Below are 17,725 nucleotides of genomic sequence, written 5' to 3'. Positions count from 1 at the left end.
CTTTCCTGACGAGCTAACGCCATGAGCTACCTGACGCTGCACCATATTCATAAAGCCTGGGGAGATAAAACCGCCCTACGCGACATCAGCTTCTCCGTCCGCGAAGGGGAGTTTGTCGCCCTTCTCGGCCCGTCGGGCTGTGGAAAAACCACCCTGCTGCGCACCCTGGCCGGCCTGGATCAGGCCGATAGCGGCACCATCCGCCTGCGCGGCGAGCCGGTGGAACACCTGCCGCCGGCGCAGCGTCAGCTGTCGATGGTGTTCCAATCCTACGCCCTGTTTCCCCACCTCAGCGTCCGTGAAAACCTGCTGTTCGGACTGCGGGCGCGCCATGAGGAGAAACGTCACTTCGCCAGCCGCCTGGCCGAGGTCAGCGCCCTGCTGGAGCTGGATACCCTGCTCGATCGCCTGCCCGCGCAGCTCTCCGGCGGGCAGCAGCAGCGGGTCGCCCTGGGGCGGGCCGTCATCGCCCGCCGCCGACTGTGTCTGATGGATGAGCCGCTCTCCAATCTGGACGCCCGGCTGCGCCAGACCATGCGCCGCGAGATCCGTACCCTGCAGCAGCGCCTGGGGCTGACGGTGCTGTACGTCACCCACGATCAGCTGGAGGCCATGAGCATGGCCGATCGCGTCATCCTGCTGCACGAGGGGGCCATCGTCCAGCACGACAGTCCGGAAAACCTCTATCACGATCCCGCCAGCAGCTTTGCCGCCCGATTTATCGGCGCACCGCCGATGAATCTGCTGCCCCTGCGCCGCCGCAGCGGCTGGCATTGCCTGGGCCACCAGCCCATCTGCGCCGATGATGGCCAGACGGCGCTGACGCTGGGGCTGCGCGCCGAAAACCTGACCCTGACCGCCCTGGGCGCCGGTAAAGCCGACGCCCGGATCAGCGCCGTCGAATATATGGGCGCCGATACCTGGCTGCAGTGTGCGCTGGAGTGCGGCGGCGAGCTCACCGTCAGCATGAGCGGGCTGCGCCGCGTCAGCCCCGGCAGCGCCGTCGGCCTAAGCTGGCCGCGCCAGGCCCAGTATCTATTTCACCGTGACAGCGGTGCGCGCTGCCGCGACGCTGAACAGCCGTTTTTACCCCGGGTTGCCCTTCACGCCGCCCGTTAATCCGTTCTCTGCTCTCATAAGGAAAATGTCATGCGACGATCTCTGCCCCGGTACGCCGCGGCCAGCCTACTGGCCCTGACCGCCTGCGTAGCCAGCGCGGCCCCGGTGACCCTCCAGATGTACTACCCCATCGCCGTCGGCGGCAAGGTTAGCCAGACCGTCGACGCCCTGGTCGCCGACTTTGAACAGCAGCATCCCGACATCCGCATTCAGCCGGTCTACACCGGCGACTATGCCACCACGGTCACCAAGGCACTGACCGCCTTTCGCGGCGGCAACCCGCCCCAGCTGGCGGTGATCGGCGATATCGAGGTCTACTCGCTGAAGGAGGCCGGCGCCATCGCCCCCATCAGCGATCTGGTCGATGACGCGGCGGGACAGGCCTGGCTGGACAGCTTCTATCCGGCCTTTATTCGCCGCATCGACGGCAAGGTCTACGGCATCCCGTTTCAACGCTCTACCGTCGTGCTGTATTGGAATAAACAGGCGTTCGCCCAGGCGGGGCTGGATCCCGAGCACCCGCCCCAGAGCTGGCGAGAGGTGGAGTCGTTTGGCCGCCGCCTGACCCTGCGCGAAGGTAATCAGGTGCGCCAGTGGGGAATAGAGATCCCGTCAACGCCGATAGGCTACTGGACCTTCCAGGCTATCGCCGCCACCAACGGGGGGACGCTGGACAACCGCCGCGGCACCGCCGTCACCTTTGATACCGCCGCCAACCGAGAGGCGCTCAGCTGGCTGCACGATCTGGCGCGACAGCACGCCATCTCACCGCCGGGCGCCATTCACTGGGGCTCGACGCCGCAGGACTTTATCGATGGCAAGACGGCGATGATGGTGACCACCACCGGCAACCTGGCGACGGTGCGCGATAGCGCCAAATTCCCCTTCGGCGTCGCCATGCTGCCGGCCAATACCGGGCGCGGCAGCCCCACCGGCGGCGGCAACCTGTACCTGTTCAGCCAGGCAAGCACGGCGCAGCGCCAGGCGGCCCTGCGCTTTATCCGCTGGCTCTCCGCCCCGGCGCAGGCGGCGCGCTGGAGCATCGCCACCGGCTATGTCGCCACCTCGCCGGCCGCCTGGCAGACCGAGGCCATGCAGCGCTATGTACAGCAGTTCCCCCAGGCCACGGTCGCCCGCGATCAGCTCCAATACTCCCAGCCGGAGCTCTCCACCTACCGCAGCGTACAGGTGCAGGAGTTGCTCAACCGAGCCGTCGAAGCCGCCGTCACCGGCGGGAAAAGCCCCCAGCAGGCCCTTGCTGACGCCCAGCGCCAGGCCGATCGCCTGCTGCAGCGCTACCCGTAAACGGAGCGGCGGATGATGAATACCCACGTTTCGCCGGCCCGCCGCGCTGGACTGCAGCGCCAGGTATACGGCTATCTTCTGCTGTTGCCGGCGCTGGTGCCGCTGGTGCTGTTTACCCACTACCCCGCGCTGGCTGCGCTGCGCGATAGCCTGCTCAGCGCCGCCCCCGGCGGCGGCGCCACGCTAGAGCACTATCGCGCCCTGTGGCAGGACGATACCTTTATACAGTCGCTGTACAACAACCTGCGCTACGCCCTGCTGACCATTCCGCTGGCGGTGGGACTGGCGCTGGCCATGGCGCTGGCGGTCAATCGCCGCGCCCGCGGCAGCGCGCTCATCCGCACGGCCTTTTTTCTGCCGTCGCTGCTGCCGATGGTCGCTATCGCCAACCTGTGGCTGTTTTTCTATACGCCGCAGCTGGGGCTGCTCAACCGCGCGCTGGCGCTGCTGGGCTGCGCCCCGCTGAACTGGCTGGGCGATCCCGATAGCGCCCTGTACTGCCTGATGGCGGTTTCGGTATGGCGCGAAGCGGGCTTCTTTATGATCTTCTATCTGGCGGCGCTGCAGCAGATCGATCCGCGCCTGAGCGAAGCGGCCGCCATCGAAGGCGCCTCGCGGCTGACCTTCTTTCGGCGGGTGCAGTGGCCCCTGCTGATGCCCACCACCCTGTTTGTGCTGATCAACGCCTCCATGAATGCCTTTCGCCTGGCGGATCAGGTGATCGCCATGACCAACGGCGGGCCGGACAATAGCACCAGCCTACTGCTGTTCTATATCTACCGCACCGCGTTCAGCTATTGGGATCTGCCCTATGCGGCCGCGATGACCGTCGTCCTGCTGGCGATCCTCGCCACGCTGACGCTGATGAAATTCACCCTGCTGGACAGGAGAGCCTGGTACCAATGAGCACCCTCACGCTGCCGTTATCCTACCGCCCGCGGGCATATGCGCTGGGCCGCCGCGCCGTCACGCTGCTGATCTGGATCGGCGCCCTGCTCTGGCTGCTGCCGGTGCTGGTCGCCGCCTGGGTCGCCCTGCACCCGGCGGCCGAACAGAGCAGTTTCTCGCCGAGCGCCCCCCTGACGCTGGAGAACTTTCGCGCCGCCTGGCACGCGGCCCCCTTTGGCCGTTATTTCATCAATACGGCCCTGCAGGTCTCCCTGATCGTCAGCGTCCAGCTGCTGCTGGCCACGCTGGCGGCCTGGGCCCTGGTGCGGATGGCGCCGCGCGGCGCCGGGCTGCTGTTTGCCCTGATCCTGCTACAGCTGATGATCAGTCCGGATGTCCTGATCCTGAACAACTACCAGACCATCAGCGCCCTTGGGCTGCGTGATACCCTGTGGGGCATCGCGCTACCCTACTTTGCCTCGGCGTTCGCGATCTTCCTGCTGCGCCAGACCTTTAAGGGGATCCCGCTGGCGCTGGAGGAGGCGGCCATCATCGAGGGTGCCAGCCGAGCCTGCATTCTGTGGCGCATTTACGTCCCGCTGGCGACGCCGGTCTACGTCGCCTTTACCCTGGTGTCCGTCAGCTTTCACTGGAATGACTTTCTCTGGCCTCTGGTGATCACCGACTCCCTGCACGCCCGCCCGCTCACCGTCGGCCTGCAGCTCTTTTCCGCTCCCGAGCAGGGCATACAGTGGGCGCTGATCGGCGCCGCAACCCTGATGACGACCCTGCCGCTGCTGCTATTATTCCTGCTGTGCCAGCGCCGTTTTGTGCAATCCTTTATGCGCGCGGGGATCCGCTGATGCGCCGCGATGCGATGCCTCCCCTGCTCAGTCAGCCCCAGCGACGGCGCCTAGGGCTGGCCGCCGCGCTATACCGACCGCCATCGATCCAGCTCCGCGCGGGGGAGCCCCTGCGCTTCGGCCTGTTGGCCGATCCCCAATACGCCGACGCGCCCCCCGACGGGGAGCGCTATTATCGCCACAGTCTGCATAAGCTTGATCGCGCCATCGCCAGCGTTAACCGACAGCCGCTGGCCTTTGTCGCCACGCTGGGCGATCTGGTCGATCGCCACTGGCGTGACTATCCCGCGCTGCTGGCCCGCTACCGCGCCCTGCGCCATCCCCATCTGATCGTCAGCGGTAACCATGACGCCGTCGCGCTTGCCGCTCACCTGAGCGCGGCGCAGCCGCCCCTCGCCCTGCCCAAGCACTATTACGCCGTGACGCTGCCGGGCATACGGCTGTTAATCCTGGATGGCAATGACCTCAGCCTGTGCGCCGCGGGCGACGATCTGTGCCGGGCGCAGCGCCTGCTGGCGCAGCTGGTCCAGCGCGGGGCGACGCAGGCGCAGCCCTGGAATGGCGCCCTCGGCGCGTCCCAGCTGACCTGGCTGCACCGGCAGCTGAACGCGGCGCGGCGGCGGGCGGAAACGGTTCTGGTCTTCTGCCACTTCCCCCTGGCGCAGGAAACCCGCCACAGCCTGTGGAACCACGCCGTCGTCAGTCAGCTGCTGTGCCATTATCGGGTGCGCGCCTGCTTCAGCGGGCACGATCACCGCGGAGGCTATCTGCGCCGGGAGCACACCGACTTCATCACCCTGTGCGGCATGGTCGACGGCGCCGACGCCGCGCCTTTCGCCATCGCAGAGCTGAACGGGACTCGCCTGACGCTGCGCGGATTCGGCCCGGAGCCCAGCCGACGGCTAACGCTGTGAGCACAGACTACCGAGGGCTTGCGGTAAGCCGAGAGCGGGGGCAGCGGCGCGATTGGGCAACCAAGGCGCCGCCTGGGAAAGGGGGAGACGAACGAGAGAAAAGCCCGGGGGGAGATGCCGCCCGCGGCGGCCCGCCGATCCGCACGGGCAGGATCGACGGGCCCCACGGCGCGCTTACAGAATGCTGGCGATGGATTTGGCCAGCTGCGCTTCCAGCGCCGGGCGTGCCTGATCAAACTTCAGATTGACCTGATTGGCGCTGGAGACAATACGCGTCTGATAGCGATGCTGGTTACCCTGCATGTTGCTGGTCTGTACCTTGGCGCCGGACGTTCCCTGACGCAGGGCCGCCACATTGTCGGTCTGCACCTTGGCCGTCGTACGCTCGGCAATCTGCACGTCGGTGACCATGGTATAATTGACATCCTCGACCATCGCATCCGCCGCCAGCCCGATCAGGCCCGCCGCTAACCCAACCCCCAGGGTTGCCCCGGCAGAGGCGGTATTATAGGCGGTGATACCGGCTCCCAGCGCGGCCCCCGTGGCCGCCCCCTGATACCCCTGGCTCAGCAGCCCCTGCGCCTCGCGCAGATCCATCCGATCGGCCCGCAGCACGTTGGCCTGTACCCAGTAGTAGGCCTGGTCGGGGTTGGAGACCAGCTGATAGCCTTTAGCCCGAATATCTTCGGCAATTTGCGCCTGCAGATTATCCAGCGTTTTATCCGAGGTATTTTTCACCTGCAAATATACGGTTTTCTGAGACGACGGCTCCAGCCAAATGGTTTCGCTCATCTGGGTTTTTACCTCCAGATTACGCTTCTTAATCGCCGTACTTACTGCGCCGCAGCCGGACAGCAGCAGACAAAAGGAGATCAAGCCGGCAATAGCGGCATTTTTATAATGGCGGTTCATATAAATATACTCATTCAGAGGTAGAAAAAGAGAAATAACCGGCGCCGCGTTGCTGGCGTTTCACAGTGCGGCGATTATAGCGATGCAGATTATTTTAATGCAAATGGCGACATTATTTATAAACGCGATTCAGGAGTATTCCTACGCAAGGTTAAATCGCAGCTAAACGGGGTGTTCGCGAAATAACCACGCCTTGCTCAGGCCACGTGGGGCAAGGCCTCACGGTATGACGCCCGGATTATCCCCGGCGGCGCGGGGTAATTAACACGAATGGAGTAGATCTCATGCAAATATAATGGAAACAAATCATCCTGTCTTTTGTATAACAAGAGGATACATATCGCGAATACCCATTCACCGCCCTGATAAATAATAACGCGCGTCATCAACTGAGCCCCGGCGCCCTCATCAGAAAGAGGCAATAGACAATGTCGGGCAGGCCCCCAATGGAAGATGCACGCGGAGTACAGGGAAAACAGGGCCCCGCGATGCCCAGAGTGCCCCCCCGACATCGACGGGCAACGCCGCGTAGGCGCATCGATAATCGTCGCGTAATGAACGCCATTGCCTCCGTGTTCAGGACGGGTTGCTGATGCAATACGCGAAAGGCGGCAGGTATATACGCGTCAATCACGGCCAGCGTCGCGTCCCAACGTGGCGTGATGCTGAGGTTGTCGCCCGTTTCTGGCAACACGGGTTACCTACCGGCGAGGCGCCGGAGGCTTAGGCTATCCTCGAACGTTATTCGACTGACGCCGTGCAATAGCCCGCTGGCGAGTTATATAAAATATAATCCCATATACATTCTATTTATCCATCTAACAAACCATTTATATACTTATTTTTTATGAGTTATTAAATGTTAAAAGCTTAACGTTTTCGTGATAACGCATCAGAATACGGCTAAAACACCTATCATCTCTCCTCGCCAAAAATGAGAGGAATACTTATGAAAAAAGTTCTAGCCACGATGATTTTTGCATTTTCTTCAGCCGCATTTGCCGACATTCATTTATATGGACCCGGTGGCCCCCACGTCGCCTTACAGGCGGCAGCGGCACAGTATACCCAAAAAACTGGGGTGCCGATTACCGTACACTACGGCCCTCAGGCAACGTGGAATGATGCAGCAAAGAAGAATGCGGATATCCTATTTGGTGCCTCAGAGCAATCGGCCTTGGCCATCGTGCGCGATCATCAGAATAACTTCAGTGAGAAAGATATTCAGCCGCTGTATTTACGGCAGAGCATCCTGCTGGTAAAAAAAGGAAATCCTAAAAATATCAAGGGAGTTGAAGACCTCTCTCGCCCCGGGATTGGGATTATCGTAAACGATGGCGGTGGTACGAGTAATACCTCTGGCACGGGTGTATGGGAAGATATCGCGGGGCGTAAAGGGGATATTAAGACCGTTATCGGCATACGGCAAAATATTATCCTCTTTGCGCCCAATAGCGGGAGCGCCCGTAAAGCTCTGGAAGAGCAGCCTCAAGCCGATGTTTGGATAACCTGGGCGGATTGGGCTATCAGTAATCCAGGAATCGGTGATGTCGTTAAGATTGAACCAGACTATATAATATGGCGCGATATGAATATTACAGTCCGTAAAGACTCAGATGAAGAAACTCGCCAATTTGCCGCCTGGCTGCGCTCCGATGAAGCCCTTCCGATATTTATAAAATACGGTTGGTTGAGATCCGCCGCGTCTTAAGCGGAACAACCTCCTGTCTGCATGTCGCGCCGATCCCCAAAGACGCTGTCATAGCATGCGTTACGGTCATTGCTGCGGGTGACGTATGGCAAACTACACAGAGCAGATCCGCGCTAAGATTGGGGAAACGATGGCATCGCGACGCCCAGGGCACAGAATCCGGTATTCACTGGAGACGCAGCGTAAGCGCACGGCAATGAACGCTATTGTCGTCGTGCTCAGGACGGGTTGCTGATGCCATGCGCGAAAGGCGACGGGTATCGCCCCGTCAATCACGGCCCACGCCGCTTACCGGAAGTGGCGTGATGCTGAGATTGTCGAACGCTTCGGGCAAAATGGGGGCTTGCCGGCGAAAGGTCGGACGCGATTGATTGGCCACGGTGGTCGATAGATAGTTGCATGACAACATCGTCGCTTGCTGGCGCAAAAAAGGGGCCGTAACCTGACTATCTGATCCATACTCAACGACAGCGTGGCCTTCGCCCGGCGGAGCGCCTTTAGCAGACTTTATCTTCTCGACAGGAGCGTAACGATGTTAAAAGTCATCCAATCACCGTCCAAGTATATTCAGGGGCCCGGCGCGCTGCACGCCATCGGGCAGTATGCCCGACTGCTGGCCGACAGCCAGTTTGTTATCGCCGACGACGTTGTCATGGGGCTGACCCGCGAGACGGTGGCAAGCAGCCTGAAACAGGCCGACGTCGAAGGGCACTTTGTCCGCTTTGGCGGCGAGTGCAGCCGTAGCGAGATCGATCGTCTGGGCCGTGAGCTGAAGCGTCTGGGCTGCCGGGGGGTGATCGGCATCGGCGGCGGCAAGACGCTGGATACCGCGAAGGCGCTGGCCCACACTCAGGCGCTGCCTGTGCTGATCGTCCCGACCATTGCCTCTACGGACGCGCCGACCAGCGCGCTGTCGGTGATCTACAGCGACCAGGGCGAGTTTGAAGAGTATCTGATTTACCCGACCAACCCGGATATGGTGCTGATGGATACGGCGATCATCGCCAAGGCGCCGGTACGCCTGCTGGTCGCCGGTATGGGCGATGCCCTCTCCACCTATTTTGAAGCGCAGGCCTGCGTGGATGCCCACGCGATCAGCATGGCCGGCGGAGAGTCGACCCGAGCGGCGCTGGCGCTGGCGCACCTGTGCTATCAGACGCTGCTGGAGGAGGGATACAAGGCCAAGCTGGCGGTCGAGGCCGGCGTCGCGACGCCGGCGGTGGACAACATTGTCGAAGCCAATACCTATTTGAGCGGGCTGGGCTTTGAAAGCGCCGGGCTGGCGGCGGCGCATGCCATCCACAACGGGCTAACGGTGCTGGAGGAGTGCCACGCGATGTACCACGGGGAGAAGGTGGCCTTTGGCACTCTGTGCCAGCTGGTGCTGCAAAACAGCAGCAGTGAGCAGATTGAAACCGTGCTCGACTTCTGCGTCCAGGTGGGGCTGCCGGTCACGCTGGCGCAGCTGGGTATCAAGGATGGCCCGCAGCTAAACGATAAGATCATGGCCGTAGCCGAGGCCAGCTGCGCCAAGGGGGAGACCATTCACAATATGCCGTTCAGCGTGACGGCGCCGCAGGTGTATGCCGCGATCCTGGCCGCCGATCGGCTGGGGCGGGCCTGGCTAGCCTAACCGCGCGGTACGGGGCGTCCTGCGCCCCGTGCCCTTTTCCAAAACACCGCCCTCCCCCCGCCCCGGCCGCGAATACCGTTGGCGATAGCGCCGCCGAGGCGCCATACGCCATACGCCATACGCCATACGCCATACGCCATACGCCATACGCCATACGCCATACGCGACGATTATCGATAAAATAATAACGCCGTCACGCGCGATTAAGCGCCAAAGACAAATATTTAAAATAAATAAAAATACAGAAGCCATAAGATATATACATGGCTTTTTTTGCGCCATCCGGCCGCTCGATACACTGCATTATCTTTTTCTCTCCAGCGTCGAATTAAATAAAAAAGAGAACGAGATGAAATTAAAGGCATCAATTGTCGATATATTTCTTTTTATTATAATATTAACGATTGGCACTCTCTCCCGGCTTAATCTTCTGCCCGACGATGCAACCGCGGTTGCCGCCCTCATACAGCGCATTGAGTTTACCCAGGGTATTTGGCTGGTATTTGGCGCCCTGTTTACCCTGCAGTGGTGCAAAAAAAACGCACTGAGCGCGACCGACAGACACTTCTGGCTGTGGGTTGCCCTGTGGTGGCTGCTCCTGCTTGGCCGCCACATGAGCTGGGGACGGATCGCGTTTCCCGCGGGCCCGGCGCTGCTCTATCGGGCCATCCCGCTCCTCCTGATCATGGCGCTGGCGATCCCCCTCTGCTTTCGCTCACTGCGCGGCGCCATCGCCGAACGGGCCCGACGCCATCCCGTCCCGCTCTGGACGCTGGGCGCGGTGATCGGCGCATTCATCCTCGCCGACGCCGTCGAGCACCAGCGCGCGTATGTCGCCTTTTTACAGCCGGAAAACCGCTATAAGGAGCTGATCGAAGAGATGTTTGAGTGCCCGTTTATGCTCGGCCTCTTCCAGATAACCCGCACCCTGATCGCTGCCGAACGCCGTGTGCTGCGCCAAACGGTTAAAAACGGGCCGCCCTAATGCGCGGCCCGTGGGAAGGTAACGCCCGCTCCCGTTAAAACGTGCGGGTAAAGGTGCGGGAAATCACATCCTGCTGCTGCTCGCGGGTGAGCGCATTGAAGCGCACCGCATAGCCGGAGACCCGGATGGTCAGGTTCGGGTAGTTTTCCGGGTGCGCTATCGCATCCAGCAGCATATCGCGGTTCATCACGTTCACATTGAGGTGCTGACCGCCCTCTACCGCCTCTCGGTGGTGGAAGTAGCCGTCCAGTAGGCCGACCAGGTTATCCTTACGCACCGTCTCCTCCTTGCCCAGCGCCTGCGGCACGATGGAGAAGGTATAGGAGATACCGTCTTTGGCATAGGTAAAGGGCAGCTTGGCCACGGAGGTCAGCGAGGCCACGGCCCCCTTACGGTCGCGCCCGTGCATCGGGTTAGCCCCCGGGGCAAACGGCGTCCCGGCGCGGCGACCGTCCGGCGTATTGCCGGTCTTTTTCCCGTAGACCACGTTAGAGGTGATGGTCAGGATCGACTGGGTCGGCACCGCATGCCGGTAGGTTGGCAGCGCCCGGATCTTCTTCATAAAGCGCTCGACCAGATCGCAGGCGATACGGTCTACCCGATCGTCGTTGTTGCCGTACTGCGGGTAGTCCCCCTCAATGGCGAAGTCCACGGCCAGCCCCTGCTCGTCACGGATCGGCGTCACCCGCGCGTACTTTATCGCGGACAGGGAGTCCACCGCCACCGACAGCCCCGCGATGCCGCAGGCCATAGTGCGGTAGACATCGCGATCATGCAGCGCCATCAGCGCCGCCTCATAGCTGTATTTGTCGTGCATGTAGTGAATCAGATTCAGCGCGCTGATGTACTGCACCGCCAGCCAGTCCATAAAGCGATCGAGGCTTTCGATCACCGTCTCATACTCCAGCACCGTGTCCATCAGAGGCGCGGTTTTCGGCCCCACCTGGATCTTCAGCTTCTCGTCCACGCCGCCGTTGATCGCGTACAGCAGAGTCTTGGCCAGGTTCGCGCGGGCGCCAAAGAACTGCATCTGTTTGCCGATCACCATCGGGCTGACGCAGCAGGCGATGCCATAGTCATCGCTGTTAAAGTCCGGGCGCATCAGATCATCGTTTTCATACTGCAGCGACGAGGTCAGAATAGAGAGATGCGCGGCATACTTTTTAAAGCTGATCGGCAGCGCCTCTGACCACAGGATGGTCAGGTTCGGCTCCGGCGCCGGTCCCATAGTATGCAGCGTATGCAGATAGCGATATGAACTGCGGGTCACCAGCGTGCGACCATCCAGCCCCATTCCGCCGATCACCTCCGTCGCCCAGATAGGATCGCCGGAGAACAGCGAGTCGAACTCCGGCGTGCGCAAAAAGCGCACCATGCGGATCTTCATGATGAAGTGGTCGATCAGCTCCTGCGCCTGGGTCTCCGTCAGCGCCCCGGCCTGCAGATCGCGTTCGATATAGATATCCAGGAAGGTGGCGGTGCGCCCCAGCGACATGGCGCCGCCGTTCTGTGACTTCACGGCGGCCAGATAGGCGAAGTACAGCCACTGTATCGCCTCCTGCGCACTGCGCGCCGGGCGGGAGATATCGTAGCCGTAGTCGGCGGCCATCTCTTGGATCTGCAGCAGCGCCCGCCGCTGTTCTGCCAGCTCCTCACGCAGGCGGATCACCCCCTCCAGATCGTCGCCGCGCTCCAGCGCCGGCTGCAGATCGGCGAACTGCAGCTCGCGCTCGCGCACCAGATAAGCGATACCGTACAGCGGCACCCGGCGATAGTCGCCGATGATACGCCCGCGGCCATAGCCGTCCGGCAGACCGGTCAAAATCCCCGACTTGCGGCAGCGCAGCATCTCCGGCGAGTAGACGTCGAAGACCCCCTGGTTATGGGTTTTGCGCAGGTCGCTGAACAGATACTCGAACGCCGGGTCCATCTCCCGCCCATAGGCGTTAAACGAGCTGCGGATCATGTTGATGCCGCCAAACGGATGCAGCGCGCGCTTCAGGGGAGCGTCCGTCTGCAACCCGACGATGGTCTCCAGCTCCCGCGCGATATAGCCCGGCCCGTGAGACGTAATGGTCGTCGCGACGTTAGTATCAAAATCGACCGGCGCATGGGTCGCATTCTCGATGCGGATCCCCTCCATCACCTTTTGCCATAGCGCCGTTGTCGCAGGCGTCGCCGGCGCCAGAAAAGATTCATCGCCGGTATAAGGCGTATAGTTATTCTGAATAAAGTCACGAACGTTTATTTCGTTTTTCCATTCAGTACCTATAAAGCCATACCAGGCCTCGGCATATGCGCGATCGCCGGTATTAATATCAACCTTCATGGAAATACTCTCTTTAGATAACAATGAATAAATTATGCGTATTCAATCGATGGCATTATTTTTCCTAGACGCAGTGCGTCCAGAGCAATCATTCTCTCCTCATCGGTAGGGATCACTGCGCAAATAACGGCGGAGTCCTCACCGGATATAATTCTTTCGCCTGCGCTGCCGGGCATATTATTTTTATCCGGCGCCAGCGTAATACCGAATACGGATAAATGTTCCAGCACCATCCGCCGGATCAGCGCCGAATTCTCGCCGATCCCGCCGGTAAAGATAATGCCGTCCAAACGCCGCAGCGAGGCGGCGTGTCCGCCGATATGGCGCGCAATGCGGTGAACAAAGGTGCGTATCGCCAAATCGGCCCGCTGATGTCCCTCTCGCTGCGCCCGCTCCAAGACCCGCAGATCCGACGACAGCCCGGAGATCCCCAGCAGCCCCGACTCGGTATTCACCATCTGCTCCAGATCGGCGATCGACTGGCCGGTCTGGCTGGCGATCCAGGCCAGTGCCCCAAAGTCGACGTCGCCGCTGCGGGTGCCCATCATCAGCCCCTCCAGCGGCGTCATCCCCATGGAGGTATCGACGCTGCGTCCGTTGCGCACCGCGCAGATAGAGGCGCCATTGCCCAGGTGCGCAATCACCAGGCCGGAGTCCGCCTCAGAGAGCCCCAGCAGATGATGGGCGCGCTGCGACACATAGCGGTGCGAGGTGCCGTGAAACCCGTAGCGCCGCACGCCATACTCCTGCGCATAGCGGTATGGCAGGGCGTACAGCCAGGCCTCCGGCGCCAGCGTCTGATGAAAGCTGGTATCAAACACCGCAACCTGGGTCACCCCGGGGAACAGATGTCTGGCGGAGACCATGCCGCTCAGGTTGGCGTAGTTGTGCAGCGGCGCCAGCGGAGAGATCCGGCGAATCTTCTCCATCACCTCATCATCCACGATCGCCGACTGCTGGAACAGATTGCCGCCGTGCGCGACGCGGTGGCCGATTAAGGCCACGCTGTCGATCAGGCTGCGCTTCTCCAGCTCGGCGCAGATGGCGGCCAGCGCAGGTTCATAGCCCCGCTGCGCCAGCGCGACCGGCGCCGCGCCGTTCACCGACAGCGTCGCGCTGCCGCTATTGATGCCTTCGGCGATGCCGGCCAGCAGCACCTCACAGCGCTGTGCGTCCAGCACGGAAAACTTAATCGAAGACGATCCACTGTTTATCACCAGCACGACTGGATACTCATGCATTTTATGACTCCCATCGTCCGCTCGCCGAATTACATCAGCTGATAAACAATATTCAGGATGGTCAGCAGGCCGATAATCGTGACGAAATAGTTAGACGCCTTGCCTTTGTATTTCGCCAGCGCAGGAACTCGCCATACCGCATACATCGGCAGCAGACACAGCAGCGCAGCAATAATAGGCGCACCCATGGCACCGATCAGGTCCAGAATATTCGGGTTGATATACGCGATCACCCAGGTAGAGCCCATAATGATGACCATGCTGATCATATTGAGCTTCTTCATCGGCGCCTGCGACTTCTCTCCATGGTAGCCAAATTTAATGATCAAACCGTTCAACCCCTCCAGGGTTCCCAGGTAATGACCAAAGAACGATTTAAAAATAGCCACCAGGGCGATAATCGAGGCGCCATACTCCAGAACGGTGGCATAGGTAGATTTACCGCTGCCCAGTGAGCTGAAGTGGTTGGCCAGATAGGAGAGAATGGGAATGTTCTGCTGTTTAGCCTGCGCCATATCCTGCGGCGACAGGGTAAAGAGGCAGCTAAAGGCAAAGAACATCACCACCACCACCATCAGCACGCTGGCGCGCGAAATGATCTTCGCACACTTTTGCTCGGTATATTCCCGGCCAAAGTCCGCCTCATACTCTTCGCGTTTGGAGACTACAAACGACGAAACAATGGGGGAGAAGTTGAAGGAGAACACCATAATCGCGATCCCCAGCCAGACGGTTACCAGAATGCCATGGCTGCCGAACAGGCTCAGGCTGTGCATATCGAAGCTGGTAAAGATGTCACCCGTCCAGTAGGGGATCAGCGACAGGGAGATCAGCACCAGGCAGGTAATGAAGGGAAAGACCAGATATCCCATTACCTTAACCATTAAATCCTTGCCGAAGTAGATAAAAAACGCCATGACCAGCAGGATAGCCAACGCCACCACGCCACGGTTAATGGCCGGCAGCAGCAGCTGATGCTGCCAGAAGGCAATAAACGTATTGGTGATGGTCACGCCGTAGATCCACAGCAGCGGACAGATGGCAAAAAAATACAGGAAGGTGATCACCACGCCGCCGACATGGCCGAAGTGCTGATCGACGGTATCGGTAATATTATCCGATATGCTGCGCCCGGACAGGCACAGACGAGCCAACGCGCGATGGCAAAAGAACGCGATGGGAAAGGCAAGAATAAGCATGAAAATGATCGGCAACAGCCCGCCGATACCGGCGCTGATCGGGAAGAACAAAACGCCGGCCCCGATCGCTGTACCGAACAACCCTAAAACCCAGCGTGTATCCGTTTTGCGCCAAGTGGTCACCTTGGCCTGACCCGCAACGACACTGTCAGTGCTACTCATATCTTATCCTCACATAAAAAATCAGGCGTCTACCAGCCCGGTAATTTGCGAAACACGGGAGAGGTCAATATTCCCACCGGAGATGATGCTGACGCTTTTACGCCCTTTAATATACTGATCGAGCTTTCCACTCAGCAGTGCGGCAGAGGCTAAGGCACCGGCCCCTTCGGTAATCACCTTATTACGCTGGATCAGCGCCACCATGCTGGCCCGGATCTCCTCTTCGCTGACCAGAACCATGTCGTCAACCAGCTCGCGGGCAATCTCAAAGGTCAGGTTTCCTGGACGCGAAACATCGCAGCCGTCGGCCAGCGTACCGCTCGTACGATGGGTCGCGATCTCCCCGGCGTAATAGGATGCCGCCATACCGTGTACGTTTTCCGACTGCACGCCAATGATACGGATGGTCGGGTTAATCGATTTAATCGCAATCGCAATACCGGCAATCAGCCCACCGCCGCCGACCGGTACAATAACATTATCGACATCATAGAGATCTTCTAAAATCTCCAGACCGATGGTTCCCTGACCAGCAATCACCATCGGATCATCGTAAGGTGGAATAAATATCCGCCCTTCCATCTCGACGATCTCACTCACCTTGCTAATGGTGTCGTTGAAGTTATTGCCATACAGCACGACCTCCGCCGAATAGTCGCAGGTGGCCGCGACCTTGGATTTGGGCGCACAGGTCGGCATGACGACTTTACCGTCGATCCCCAGCATGGCGCAGGAGAGTGAAACTCCCTGGGCATGGTTACCGGCGGAGCAGGCCACCACCCCCTTGCGGCGTTCGCTCTCCGTCAGGGAGCTCAGCTTATTGAACGCACCGCGAATTTTAAACGAACCGGTACGCTGCATATTTTCAAACTTCAAAAATATTTCGCCCTTACAGCGTTCGCTAAGATAATTAGAGCGCGGCATCCCTGTTTTATATATTTTTCCGGAGAGTCTTTTTTTTGCTGCTTGAATATCATCAATACTAACGGGAAGATCATATGTAATATGCATGCTATCCTCTCTACAGGAGTAATTTATATTCAAAGCCAACGACAATACTGATCCTGCGGGTATTTTTTAATTACCCACACTCACTCATCTCATGTGCTACTGCTCGGCGGCGACCGGCTGTTTATATTTGGCACACTGGCTTGGACAATACTGCTTAGCCAACTCTACCAACAGCAGCGCGGATTTTTTAATCTTATAGTTTTTTGACCAAATCGCGGCATAGTGTGCGATCGGCAGCGCATCCTCAATCGCCAGGGTCATAAATTGATTTGAGCCGAAGGGGGTCGTCATATCGCAGGGGATCACGGTAAGGAAATTCGCATTGAGCACCAGATTATAGATCGTAACGACTGAGTCGGTTTTTATGATATTCGCAGTGTCAATCTGATGCTTATTCAAAATGCTGAGCAGCTGTTTATAATACCCCATATCGGTTTGCGGCAGCACCCACTGCTCATGCCGTAGGGCGTCCAGCGTCAGCGGGCCACTGCCGCTTCGCGATTTATTGGCGACGACCACAAACTCTGAATCAAACAGCGGTTCAACGTGCAGATCCTGCAGCTGCATATCATCACTCAGCGTACCGATGGCAAAGTCCAAACGCCCATCGCGGATCGCCGGGAAAAAGGACGAAAGCTGAGCTTCAAACATCGACACCTGCGCGCTAGGGAATACGCTTTTAAATGTCTTAATCATCTGGGACAGAAAGGTAAAGCCGATCAGGGATGGAAAGCCAAAGGCGACATCGGCGACGCTACTACAGCTCAGACTATTGATCTCACTGACCATATTCTTCATTTCACGGGTGATTGACTCGGAATAGTTCAGCAGCACCTGCCCCGCGCTGGTCAGCGTGACGCCGGTATTTTTACGAATGATAACCTCGATACCAAAATAGTCTTCCATCTCGCTGATGGTCTTGCTTACCGCCGGTTGAGAAATCCCCAAACGCTTGGCCGCAGCCCCAATTGAGCCGCTTCTGATGACCTCCTGAAAGACCACAAGGTGTTGCGTTTTGGGTAGAATAAACGTGTTCATATTCATTAGCACTTATTCTCTCAGCGGGTGGTAGTGAACTCTACTAAATAGGGTTATGGGGGGATGTGTTATTGCTCACAGTTTATAAAGAGCAATATTTCCATTTGATATTTACCCTATGTGTTTCATACAGATAAATAAAAATAACCTATTTTTTCATGACCGCAGTCAAGAAAAAAAGAGAGAATAACTTTATGTTATGGCGATAATTTAAGCACCACGAAAAAAGCGATTTTTTAAACCGTAAAGAAGCTAAAAACGCATTTATGCAGGTAAATAAAAACATTCCATCCGAATGCTATCGACACCATGGCAGCAACCCCGCGGGAATGCTCTGTCCGCGCCCCTCGCCGAACGCCAGGCGCCGCCCAGCCCGCACGGATAAAAAAATCATTACCACTAATAAAATCAATAA

14 protein-coding genes are annotated in these 17,725 nt (G+C 59.0%); 8 read left to right on the top strand and 6 right to left on the bottom strand.

Translation table 11 applies throughout. The annotated features are described in order from the left end of the window. Nucleotides 1-21 precede the first annotated feature (21 nt). The 5 genes from L1P05_RS04470 to L1P05_RS04450 are packed head-to-tail and all read left to right on the top strand — an operon-like array spanning nucleotide 22 to nucleotide 5,089. Nucleotides 22-1,119 (top strand): ABC transporter ATP-binding protein, encoded by a 1,098-nt coding sequence (locus L1P05_RS04470; RefSeq protein WP_012847772.1) that lies wholly within the window; start codon nucleotides 22-24, stop codon nucleotides 1,117-1,119. A gap of 30 nt (nucleotides 1,120-1,149) precedes the next feature. After that, nucleotides 1,150-2,424: an ABC transporter substrate-binding protein gene (locus tag L1P05_RS04465; protein WP_012847771.1), complete on the top strand. Its 1,275-nt coding sequence runs from the start codon at nucleotides 1,150-1,152 to the stop codon at nucleotides 2,422-2,424. A 12-nt stretch (nucleotides 2,425-2,436) separates the two neighbouring features. Next, complete coding sequence (locus L1P05_RS04460; RefSeq protein WP_012847770.1) at nucleotides 2,437-3,330, top strand: carbohydrate ABC transporter permease; 894 nt, start codon at nucleotides 2,437-2,439, stop codon at nucleotides 3,328-3,330. Next, complete coding sequence (locus L1P05_RS04455) at nucleotides 3,327-4,175, top strand: carbohydrate ABC transporter permease (protein ID WP_012847769.1); 849 nt, start codon at nucleotides 3,327-3,329, stop codon at nucleotides 4,173-4,175. The genes L1P05_RS04460 and L1P05_RS04455 overlap by 4 nt, the downstream gene beginning before the upstream one ends. After that, nucleotides 4,175-5,089, top strand: a complete 915-nt coding sequence (locus tag L1P05_RS04450) for a metallophosphoesterase (protein ID WP_012847768.1) — start codon at nucleotides 4,175-4,177, stop codon at nucleotides 5,087-5,089. Before L1P05_RS04455 ends, L1P05_RS04450 begins: the two co-directional genes overlap by 1 nt. A 174-nt stretch (nucleotides 5,090-5,263) precedes the next feature. On the opposite strand, the gene traT is transcribed toward L1P05_RS04450, so the two are convergent. Next, nucleotides 5,264-6,001 (bottom strand): complement resistance protein TraT, encoded by a 738-nt coding sequence (gene traT / locus L1P05_RS04445; protein ID WP_012847767.1) that lies wholly within the window; start codon nucleotides 5,999-6,001, stop codon nucleotides 5,264-5,266. Nucleotides 6,002-6,950: 949 nt separating this feature from the next. Between traT and L1P05_RS04440 the strand changes: the two genes are divergently transcribed. The 3 genes from L1P05_RS04440 (at nucleotide 6,951) to L1P05_RS04430 (ending at nucleotide 10,330) form a co-directional block, all read left to right on the top strand. Next, nucleotides 6,951-7,712, top strand: a complete 762-nt coding sequence (locus L1P05_RS04440; protein ID WP_012847765.1) for a substrate-binding domain-containing protein — start codon at nucleotides 6,951-6,953, stop codon at nucleotides 7,710-7,712. A gap of 532 nt (nucleotides 7,713-8,244) precedes the next feature. After that, nucleotides 8,245-9,345, top strand: a complete 1,101-nt coding sequence (locus tag L1P05_RS04435) for a glycerol dehydrogenase (protein WP_012847764.1) — start codon at nucleotides 8,245-8,247, stop codon at nucleotides 9,343-9,345. A 349-nt stretch (nucleotides 9,346-9,694) separates the two neighbouring features. Continuing rightward, complete coding sequence (locus L1P05_RS04430; RefSeq protein ID WP_012847763.1) at nucleotides 9,695-10,330, top strand: hypothetical protein; 636 nt, start codon at nucleotides 9,695-9,697, stop codon at nucleotides 10,328-10,330. 34 nt (nucleotides 10,331-10,364) lie between these two features. Here L1P05_RS04430 and pflB read toward each other — a convergent pair whose 3' ends face one another. From pflB to tdcA, 5 genes are all read right to left on the bottom strand, one after another. Further along, nucleotides 10,365-12,659 carry a formate C-acetyltransferase gene (gene pflB, locus L1P05_RS04425; protein ID WP_012847762.1) on the bottom strand — a complete coding sequence of 765 codons (2,295 nt, stop codon included), beginning with the start codon at nucleotides 12,657-12,659 and terminating at the stop codon, nucleotides 10,365-10,367. A 32-nt stretch (nucleotides 12,660-12,691) separates the two neighbouring features. Then, complete coding sequence (gene tdcD, locus L1P05_RS04420; RefSeq protein ID WP_012847761.1) at nucleotides 12,692-13,900, bottom strand: propionate kinase; 1,209 nt, start codon at nucleotides 13,898-13,900, stop codon at nucleotides 12,692-12,694. Nucleotides 13,901-13,929: 29 nt separating this feature from the next. Then, entirely contained in the window at nucleotides 13,930-15,261 is a 1,332-nt protein-coding gene (gene tdcC, locus L1P05_RS04415) for a threonine/serine transporter TdcC (RefSeq protein WP_041692492.1), read from the bottom strand. 21 nt (nucleotides 15,262-15,282) lie between these two features. Continuing rightward, nucleotides 15,283-16,272 carry a bifunctional threonine ammonia-lyase/L-serine ammonia-lyase TdcB gene (gene tdcB / locus L1P05_RS04410; protein WP_012847759.1) on the bottom strand — a complete coding sequence of 330 codons (990 nt, stop codon included), beginning with the start codon at nucleotides 16,270-16,272 and terminating at the stop codon, nucleotides 15,283-15,285. 96 nt (nucleotides 16,273-16,368) lie between these two features. Then, entirely contained in the window at nucleotides 16,369-17,310 is a 942-nt protein-coding gene (gene tdcA, locus L1P05_RS04405) for a transcriptional regulator TdcA (protein ID WP_015461074.1), read from the bottom strand. Nucleotides 17,311-17,725: the final 415 nt, after the last annotated feature.

Origin of the sequence: Edwardsiella piscicida, from assembly GCF_021733145.1 — a bacterium.
In the GTDB taxonomy this organism is placed as follows: domain Bacteria; phylum Pseudomonadota; class Gammaproteobacteria; order Enterobacterales; family Enterobacteriaceae; genus Edwardsiella; species Edwardsiella piscicida.
The sequence above is the reverse complement of the archived record's forward strand: the minus strand, read 5'-3'. Positions and strand labels throughout refer to the sequence as shown.

Coding starts and splice junctions, on each gene's coding strand:
- tdcC (WP_041692492.1), bottom strand. CDS start 15,261: ATGAGTAGCACTGACAGTGTCGTTGCGGGTCAGGCCAAGGTGACCACT.
- L1P05_RS04435 (WP_012847764.1), top strand. CDS start 8,245: ATGTTAAAAGTCATCCAATCACCGTCCAAGTATATTCAGGGGCCCGGC.
- tdcD (WP_012847761.1), bottom strand. CDS start 13,900: ATGCATGAGTATCCAGTCGTGCTGGTGATAAACAGTGGATCGTCTTCG.
- L1P05_RS04470 (WP_012847772.1), top strand. CDS start 22: ATGAGCTACCTGACGCTGCACCATATTCATAAAGCCTGGGGAGATAAA.
- L1P05_RS04450 (WP_012847768.1), top strand. CDS start 4,175: ATGCGCCGCGATGCGATGCCTCCCCTGCTCAGTCAGCCCCAGCGACGG.
- L1P05_RS04455 (WP_012847769.1), top strand. CDS start 3,327: ATGAGCACCCTCACGCTGCCGTTATCCTACCGCCCGCGGGCATATGCG.
- tdcB (WP_012847759.1), bottom strand. CDS start 16,272: ATGCATATTACATATGATCTTCCCGTTAGTATTGATGATATTCAAGCA.
- L1P05_RS04440 (WP_012847765.1), top strand. CDS start 6,951: ATGAAAAAAGTTCTAGCCACGATGATTTTTGCATTTTCTTCAGCCGCA.
- tdcA (WP_015461074.1), bottom strand. CDS start 17,310: ATGAACACGTTTATTCTACCCAAAACGCAACACCTTGTGGTCTTTCAG.
- L1P05_RS04465 (WP_012847771.1), top strand. CDS start 1,150: ATGCGACGATCTCTGCCCCGGTACGCCGCGGCCAGCCTACTGGCCCTG.
- L1P05_RS04460 (WP_012847770.1), top strand. CDS start 2,437: ATGATGAATACCCACGTTTCGCCGGCCCGCCGCGCTGGACTGCAGCGC.
- pflB (WP_012847762.1), bottom strand. CDS start 12,659: ATGAAGGTTGATATTAATACCGGCGATCGCGCATATGCCGAGGCCTGG.
- traT (WP_012847767.1), bottom strand. CDS start 6,001: ATGAACCGCCATTATAAAAATGCCGCTATTGCCGGCTTGATCTCCTTT.
- L1P05_RS04430 (WP_012847763.1), top strand. CDS start 9,695: ATGAAATTAAAGGCATCAATTGTCGATATATTTCTTTTTATTATAATA.